Below are 7,479 nucleotides of genomic sequence, written 5' to 3' on the forward strand. Positions count from 1 at the left end.
AAACGTCGACCCGTCCGACCCACCCTTCCAGGGACTTTCCCCCCGTTTCATCACCTACACCCGAACCAGGTGGGAACCGGGCACCGGAGGCGGTGGTCCTCCGGCCTGCCCGGTCCGCGGCCTCAGCCGACCTGGGCGCGCAGGAACGCCAGAACCGCTTGGACCCGACGGTGCACACCGTCGTCGGGCGGCAGGTCCAGCTTGGCCAGGATGTTGCCCACGTGCTTGCCCACGGCGGCGTCGCTGACCACGAGCTTGCGCGCGATCGCCCCGTTGGAGTGCCCCTCGGCCATGTGTTCGAGCACCTCGCGTTCGCGGGCGGTGAGGCGCTGCAACGGGTCGGCGCTACGGCGCAGCAGTTGGCGCACCACCTCGGGGTCGACGAAGGTGGCCCCCTCGACCACGTTGCGCAGCACCGACGCGAACTCGCGAACGTCGCCCACCCGCTGCTTGAGCAGGTAGCCGACGCCTTCCCCGTCCCCGGAGTCCAGCAGTTCGGTGGCGTAGCTCAGCTCCACGTACTGGCTGAGCGCCACCACGGCCAGGCCGGGGTGGGTGCGACGCAGTCGCACGGCGGCGCGCAGGCCCTCGTCGGTGAAGTCCGGCGGCATGCGGATGTCGGTGACGACCAGCCCGGGGCGGTGTTCGTCCACGGCCGCGATCAGTTCCTCACCGTCACCGACGGCGGCCACCACGGGGAAGCCGAAGCGTTCGAGCACCCCGACCAGGCCCTCGCGCAACAGCACACCGTCCTCGGCGAGCACTGTCGGTACCCGGGTCACCTCTGGGTCTGCGGCTGGTCGGTCGTGCAAGGCAGCTCCACTCGAATCCTGGTCGGCCCTCCCACGGGGCTGGACAGGTCCATTGTGCCGCCCATTACGGCGACCCGGTCCGCCATACCGGTCAGGCCGCTGCCGCGCGAGGGGTCGGCGCCGCCGGGGCCGTAGTCGGTGATCTCCACCGTGAGCACGTCGCCGCGGGGCCCTTCTCGCAGATCGGCGTGGACGGTGACGGCGTTGGCCTCGGTGTGCTTGTAGGCGTTGGTGAGGGCCTCGGCCACCACGAAGTAGGCGGTGCCCTCCACGTGCGGGGGTTGGCGTCGTGGCAGATCGGCGTTGACGGTGACCGGAACCGGACAGTGGTCGGCGAGTTCGGCCAGGGCGGAGGGCAGGCCGCGGTCGGTGAGCACGCGCGGGTGGATGCCGCGCACGAGTTCGCGGATCTCGTCGATGAGTTCGTCGGCCTTGACCTGGGCTGCCACCACCCGCCGATCGGCGGGTGAGTCCTCGTCGAGGTCGACCCGGGCCATGCCCAGGTCCATGCTGAGCGCCACGAGTCGCTGTTGGGCGCCGTCGTGCAGGTCGCGTTCGATGCGGCGGCGTTCGTACTCGAAGGCGTTGACCAGGCGGGCCCGGGACTCGGTGACCTGGCCGAGTTCGGCGTAGAGCTCCTCCTTGGGCGGACCGACCAGCAGGGACCGGGCGACGACCCCGTGCCCGTAGGACAGCAGGCCGCAGCCGTACAACAACGCGACCGCCAGCAGGGGTGAGGCCAGGGCGAAGGGCAGGGCCTCCTGGCTGGTGTAGAGCTGGAACGGGCCCATGCTCAGCGGCGCTTCCTCCGGGGCGGTGAGGATGAGTGGACTCGCCGCGAGGCCGAGCATGATGGCCAGCAGGAACCCGACCAGTGACAGGGTGACGACGAACAGGACGAGCATCACCACCGCGTAGGCCACCTCGCGCCAGGTCGCGGCCTCGGAGTAGCGGGTGCGGACCCATCCCCACAGTCCGGCGGGCGGATCGCGGTGTCCGCTGCCCGCCGGGCCCGGCAGGACGAGCCGGAGCCGGCGCCGTTCCAGCGCTCCGAGCGGGATGGCGATGAGCGGGCCGAAGCACAGCACCATCAACAAAGCGATGAGCAGGAGCGCGACCGAGGCGAAGGTCTCCCCCTCGCTGATCACGGCCAGGCCCACGATCACCGGCGTGTACAGCGGGAGCGAGACCATCGCGAGTGCCCCGCCGACCAGGAGGGTGGTCAGGGTGTAGGCCACGACACGCCAGATCCAGCCGCTGATCAGGTAGCGCGGGCCGGCCAGGGCCCGTGGCAGGGTGGCGGTTCGGGCGTCGGGGACGCTTCGGGAGCTCATGGTGTCAACGCTAGGGCGCGGTGTGGGCGCGGGAACATCCGCCGAACCCATCGGTTCGCGGTAGGGCCGGCCCTACCGTCGAGGTCCGGCCCGGCCGACGGCATCGCAGTTCAGGCCGGTAGGGTGGGCCGACGTGAGCGCGAAACCCGTCATCCCCGATGTCCTGGCCGCCCGTTACGCTTCGGCGGAACTGACCCGGCTGTGGTCCCCCGAGTACAAGGTGGTCGCCGAACGGCGACTGTGGCTGGCCGTACTGCGTGCCCAGGCGCGTTTGGGCGTGGACGTGCCCGTCGGTGTGGTCGAGGACTACGAGAAGGTCCTGGAACAGGTCGACCTGGCCTCCATCGCCGAGCGCGAGCGTGTCACCCGGCACGACGTCAAGGCCCGGATCGAGGAGTTCAACGCCCTCGCCGGCCACGAGCACGTGCACAAGGGCATGACCTCGCGCGACCTGACCGAGAACGTCGAGCAGTTGCAGGTACGCGACAGCCTGCTACTGGCGCGCGACCGCGTCGTGGCACTGCTGGCCCGGCTGGGCCGCCTGTCCGCGGAGTACGGCGAGACCGTCATGGCCGGCCGTTCGCACAACGTGGCCGCGCAGGCGACCACGCTCGGCAAGCGATTCGCCTCGATCACCGACGAGGTGTTGGTGGCGTACGGGCGGTTGGAGGAGCTCATCGCCCGCTACCCGCTGCGCGGGATCAAGGGCCCGGTCGGGACCGCCCAGGACATGTTGGACCTGCTCGGCGGCGACCGCGAGGCGCTGACCTCCCTGGAGAACGAGGTGGCCGCCCACCTGGGGTTCGAGCGGCGGTTCACCAGCGTGGGCCAGGTGTACCCGCGCTCCTTGGACTTCGAGGTGCTGACCGCGCTGGTGCAGTTGGCCGCCGGACCCTCCTCGCTGGCCAAGACCATCCGTTTGATGGCCGGACACGAGCTGGTCACCGAGGGCTTCGCCGAGGGCCAGGTCGGCTCGTCGGCGATGCCGCACAAGATGAACACGCGTTCGTGCGAGCGGGTCAACGGGCTGACCGTGATCCTGCGCGGGTACGCGTCCATGACCGGTGAGCTGGCCGGCGACCAGTGGAACGAGGGCGACGTGTCGTGCTCGGTGGTGCGCCGGGTGGCGCTGCCGGACGCGTTCTTCGCCTTCGACGGGCTGGTGGAGACCATGCTGACGGTGCTGGACGAGTTCGGCGCCTTCCCCGCGGTGATCTCCGCGGAGCTGGACCGCTACCTGCCGTTCCTGGCCACCACCAAGATGCTGATGGCGGCGGTGCGCGCCGGTGTGGGGCGCGAGAGCGCCCACGAGCTCATCAAGGAGCACGCGGTGGGTTCCGCGTTGGCGATGCGTCAGGAGGGTGTGGGCAACCGGCTGCTGGACCGGCTGGCCGAGGACGAACGCTTCCCGTTGGACCGGGCCGCCCTGGACACCCTGCTGGCCGACCGGATCACGTTCACCGGCGCCGCCGCCGACCAGGTCGCCGACGTGGTGGCGCGAGTGGACGCCGTATTGGCCGAGCACCCCGAGGCCACCGCGTACGCGCCGGGGTCGATCCTGTAGTCGCCGCTCGATGTCGAGAGGGGGTCCGAGGCCTTGTGCCTCGGGCCCCTCTTTCGTGGGATCGGGCGTTCGTGTCTTCGGGATATGGCGCTTTTCACTCGCGCTAACAGTGGGTTTGAAAGTTAACACCTATTACGGTTGAGGGTGTCGGACCACCCCTCGCTAGGAGACCCCCATGATCGACCCGACCTCCTTCGGTACCGCCGTCCTGGTTCTGGGCGTGCTCGCCGCCATGATCATCGCCTTCGGGCTCGCCGCCCTGTCCGACATGGCGCTGCGTCGCCGTGAGGACCGCGCCGCCAAGGGTTCCACCGGCGACTGAGCCTCCAGAAGTGGCACGTCCGCGCTCGGTCCGAACCCCGTCTCATTCGGTGGCGGACGGGAAACGCCAATCGCCCTCCTCGACCTGCCGGTCCTGCGCGCTCAGGTCGACGTCGGCCTCCACGAAGACCTCGCGGACCCGCTGCTCCATGTCCTCGGACATGTAGTGGTGGCTCAGGTCCAACCGGGCCAGATCACGGAAGATCGGGGCGCCGATCAGCACTTCGGCGCCTTCGTCGGTGAGCGTGCCCATCGACAGGTCCAGGGAACGCAACCGGCCCACCACGGGAGCCTCCGCCAGGGCGCGCACCCACAGGTCGGTGTCCTCGGCGTTGCGAAGCCCCAGGTGGAGCAGGCGCGGGAACGCCTCGCCCGACAGGGTGCGGGCCAGGTCTCGCGGGTAGGTGTCGCCCCGATATTGTCCGACCCCCAGCCACAGTTCCAGGTGCTCCAGCTCGGGCAGGTCGGAGCCGTCGATGCCGCGGGCGACGCGCGCGGGCAGGCCACCGGTCTGCACGGTGAGGGTGCGCAGCGCGTCGTGGCGTCCGATGTCCAACCCCAGATGGCTGCCCGGGTTGAGGTAGGGGTCGCCGGTGCCGCGCACGGCGAACTCGGTCAGGTTCGGGTAGGCGGCCAGGACCGGGGCCAGGTCCGGCTGATGGATCCAGGAGAGTTCGGCCTCCTCGGAGATGAGGTCGCCGATGAACAGTGCCCTGAGCCCGGGGAACCGGTCCGCGTGCTCCAGGAGCGCGTCACGGGCGGGGGCGCCGGGTTCGTCCAACTCGGAATCGCCCGCGGCTCCGATCACGATGGCCTTCACCGCGGTGGTGTCCGCCGCGGTCACGAAGGAACCGAAGTGGTCGGCGAACTCCTCCTCGGGTTCGAAGGACTCGACCTGGAACCGCCACGCGTAGGCCTCGGGGGTACGAAGGGCCGCGTTCTGCGCGCCGGTGTCCACGTGGTCACGTTCGTACCGGGGGGTCGAAGCCGACAGCTCTTCCGGAGACGCGTAGTCGAATACCGGCAGGCCACCGAACTCGGTGAGGTGTTCGAAGAACATGGGCCACTCCTGGTGCAGATGTTCAAGGTGTGAGCCATGTTTAGCACCGTGAGGTGACCAAACCCGGAAAACGCACGATTCGAGCACCGACGTTCAGGTGATGCTTCCCCCGGGACCGGACACCACGAAGGCATCGGAACCTCTTGGCGTCAGGTCCGTTGGTTTGCCCGGAGCGGGTACGGACCCAACCCCCGCATGCGCGGGGAGCAGACGTCGCGCATATCCAGGCGCAGTGCTTTGGTTGGGTCCATCCCCGCGTGCGCGGGGAGCAGTTCACCGCCAGGTCTTCCACTGCAACCGCTTGGGGTCCATCCCCGCGTGCGCGGGGAGCAGGGCACTCCTTGACACTCGCAGTCGTGGAGGTGGGGTCCATCCCCGCGTGCGCGGGGAGCAGACCACACCCTGGCCTCCGAGGCCGGACGGCCCGGGTCCATCCCCGCGTGCGCGGGGAGCAGTTGGTGGTGTCCACCGACAGGGTCATACGCGCGGGTCCATCCCCGCGTGCGCGGGGAGCAGCGCACCCTGTGGCCCGATTCCGACCGGGTGCGGGGTCCATCCCCGCGTGCGCGGGGAGCAGCACTTGGCCTGCCATCGGCGGGCGTAGTCGTCGGGTCCATCCCCGCGTGCGCGGGGAGCAGGACACCGTGCTCGACCTTCTGGCCGCTCCCGAGGGTCCATCCCCGCGTGCGCGGGGAGCAGTGTCCTCACATGAGGGGTTCGATGATGATGGAGGGTCCATCCCCGCGTGCGCGGGGAGCAGTCACCGTCCCCCACGCCCTGACCGACGTCCCGGGGTCCATCCCCGCGTGCGCGGGGAGCAGTCTCGTTGACCTGCGGGTTCATCCGGGGCGAGTGCTCAAATCTGCAACTAGTTGAGAAACAGACAAATCGGGCACCTTCTCAGATCCACGTCTAAGCATGACCCTACGCCAGACGAAGCAACCCCGTACCAGAGCACAGAACCCGTTTAACAGCGAGGGCGAATCAGCTGGGCCCGGTCCCACAAATGGACGAGCAGTTCATCGAAAGACCGAGCTTCGACCATCTCACTCGGAGACACGCCCCAGAATGATTGGGTTGCTTCTCCGAAGTAGATCAGCAGGCGCGGATGGCAGGCCTGGAGTTGCGCGGCCTGGTGATGTTCGCGAGCGAAATCGGAACGGTGCCCGCCCAGTCGGGGGAGCTTCTGCGCTCGACCGGCACGGCAGATGCGATGCGCACAGTCAGCGCACACCGGCCCCGGGGAAACGAAGCGGGACTTGTTCGGCCCAAAGTCCACCGGACGTCGGGGCGCGGGGATAGGGTGCGTCATGGAATCCTGCTTCCTCATGTGCAGAGTGGAGCTCGGGATTTTGTGGGCCTGGAAGAGCGCGGCGACGCTGTTCCAGGCCCGTTCAATTCAGGCCGACTCGTTCCGGAACGAGTACCTCGTGACAGGCATGCTCAGTGATTCCTTCGCGCCTCGACGCGAGTGAGCATGGAGTGTCGGGCGGAGTCGGTGAGGTCGAAGACGACCTGCATGGTGAGGGCCCGGATCCGATGCCCGTCCCAGGTCCAGGAAAAATCCCAGTACACGCAGTTCCGTTCGACCAGAGCAAGTCCGCTGTGCACCGCGTCAGGCTCCAAACGCGGGTAAGTGATGCTGGGGCTACGGCGGGGACCTTCGTCGGTGACGTACAGGTGCGGCAACAGCGGGCGGGTCTGGTCCATCACGAGTCGGACGGTGCCACCGGACAGACCAGAGCGCGAGTGACGGTGGGCGTTGTCGACCAGGGCACGGGCGACCTGGATCAACGGACGTGCGTGACCGGGCAGTACGGTGCGACACCAGTTGGCCAGGGGCACGGAGGGGCAAGTGTTGCCCAGGAGAACTCCGCGCCTGTTCGGGTCCACAAAGTGCAGTTTGTGCGGGTAAGGCTGCTCTGGCGTGGCCGAGTCAGGGTGAATATCCTGCATTCGTCTCACCTCGGGTGGTTCGGGGTGGGTTCACAGCCCCGGGGCCGCCTTCCACTTCGGCCACGGGGCTCTTCTCTTGCGCACCTCTGAACGAGCCAACTCAGGACACTTTCCGCATCCAGAGCTGAAGCATGAGGGCGCTTACGAATGACCCTTCCACCGGCCCTGAGCATGGTCTATATTCATCGCAGAGAACGTTCATATTCATATGGCTAGCGATTTAAACTGATAGACGAGCGATACTGGTGGTGAGTTGTGGGATCCGTCGACCCAGCCCGGGAACGCTTCGGCAGGCTACTCAAGAAAACCCGATCTCGGTCAGGGCTGACACAGCAGGAGCTGGCGAAGGCTGCCGTAATCGCGCAAAGCACCGTCAGCGAGCTTGAAGGAGGGAGAAAAGGGACACGGAGGGATCAAGTAGAGCGGATCGAT

At 68.2% G+C, this 7,479-nt stretch carries 7 protein-coding genes and 1 CRISPR repeat array; of the genes, 3 read left to right on the forward strand and 4 right to left on the reverse strand.

The features are described 5' to 3' along the window. Positions 1–122 precede the first annotated feature (122 nt). Entirely contained in the window at positions 123–812 is a 690-nt protein-coding gene (locus ABZ717_RS23805) for a response regulator transcription factor (protein ID WP_358514161.1), read from the reverse strand. Then, on the reverse strand, positions 779–2,146 hold the full coding sequence (locus ABZ717_RS23810) for a sensor domain-containing protein (protein ID WP_358514163.1): 1,368 nt from the start codon (positions 2,144–2,146) through the stop codon (positions 779–781). The genes ABZ717_RS23805 and ABZ717_RS23810 overlap by 34 nt, the downstream gene beginning before the upstream one ends. A gap of 133 nt (positions 2,147–2,279) precedes the next feature. Between ABZ717_RS23810 and purB the strand changes: the two genes are divergently transcribed. Further along, positions 2,280–3,710, forward strand: coding sequence for an adenylosuccinate lyase (purB, locus tag ABZ717_RS23815; RefSeq protein WP_358514165.1), 1,431 nt, complete (start codon positions 2,280–2,282; stop codon positions 3,708–3,710). A gap of 175 nt (positions 3,711–3,885) precedes the next feature. Continuing rightward, positions 3,886–4,032 (forward strand): hypothetical protein, encoded by a 147-nt coding sequence (locus ABZ717_RS23820; protein WP_358514167.1) that lies wholly within the window; start codon positions 3,886–3,888, stop codon positions 4,030–4,032. A gap of 42 nt (positions 4,033–4,074) precedes the next feature. On the opposite strand, the gene ABZ717_RS23825 is transcribed toward ABZ717_RS23820, so the two are convergent. After that, a complete protein-coding gene (locus ABZ717_RS23825; RefSeq protein ID WP_358514169.1) occupies positions 4,075–5,091 on the reverse strand; it encodes an STM4015 family protein in 1,017 nt (338 codons plus the stop codon). A 181-nt stretch (positions 5,092–5,272) separates the two neighbouring features. Next, positions 5,273–5,912: direct repeats of the CRISPR family, unit length 29 nt; unit sequence GGGTCCATCCCCGCGTGCGCGGGGAGCAG. A 622-nt stretch (positions 5,913–6,534) separates the two neighbouring features. Continuing rightward, positions 6,535–6,984: a hypothetical protein gene (locus tag ABZ717_RS23830; RefSeq protein WP_358514171.1), complete on the reverse strand. Its 450-nt coding sequence runs from the start codon at positions 6,982–6,984 to the stop codon at positions 6,535–6,537. Positions 6,985–7,302: 318 nt separating this feature from the next. Here ABZ717_RS23830 and ABZ717_RS23835 point away from each other — a divergent pair. Then, positions 7,303–7,479 (forward strand): helix-turn-helix transcriptional regulator (locus tag ABZ717_RS23835; protein WP_358514173.1); only part of this gene is annotated, 177 nt, incomplete at its 3' end.

Source organism: Nocardiopsis sp. NPDC006832, from assembly GCF_040635885.1.
GTDB lineage: Bacteria > Actinomycetota > Actinomycetes > Streptosporangiales > Streptosporangiaceae > Nocardiopsis.